General features: G+C 34.7%; 1 pseudogene. It reads left to right on the forward strand.

Features of this window, described 5'->3' with window-relative positions:
• Positions 1-154: 154 nt before the first annotated feature.
• Positions 155-294, forward strand: a pseudogene (locus LI126_RS16340) (hypothetical protein); the annotation flags it as partial.

Here is a 294-nt window from a genome sequence, read left to right on the forward strand (position 1 = left end):
AATAAGCTAAAAATAGATTTAGGTATTCCAAATTACATTTTTATGATATGTTATAATCTCATTAGTTTCAATATGGAAAAATACATGGTTAAAAGCTCGACGACACTTACTGCCGCTGATATTTTAGGAGGAAGTTGTACAAAACATGACCCCAATGAAAGAAGACTATTTAAAGATAATTTTTGAGCTAGGCGGTGGCTATAAAAAGGTTTCTAATAAAGAAATTTCACTGGGATTGGGCATCGCAGCCGGTTCAGTAACAGAAATGATCACCAAGCTGACAGAGGAAGGCTT

It is taken from the genome of Mediterraneibacter sp. 210702-DFI.5.30, from assembly GCF_020560115.1.
GTDB classification, from domain to species: Bacteria; Bacillota; Clostridia; order Lachnospirales; family Lachnospiraceae; genus Mediterraneibacter; species Mediterraneibacter faecis.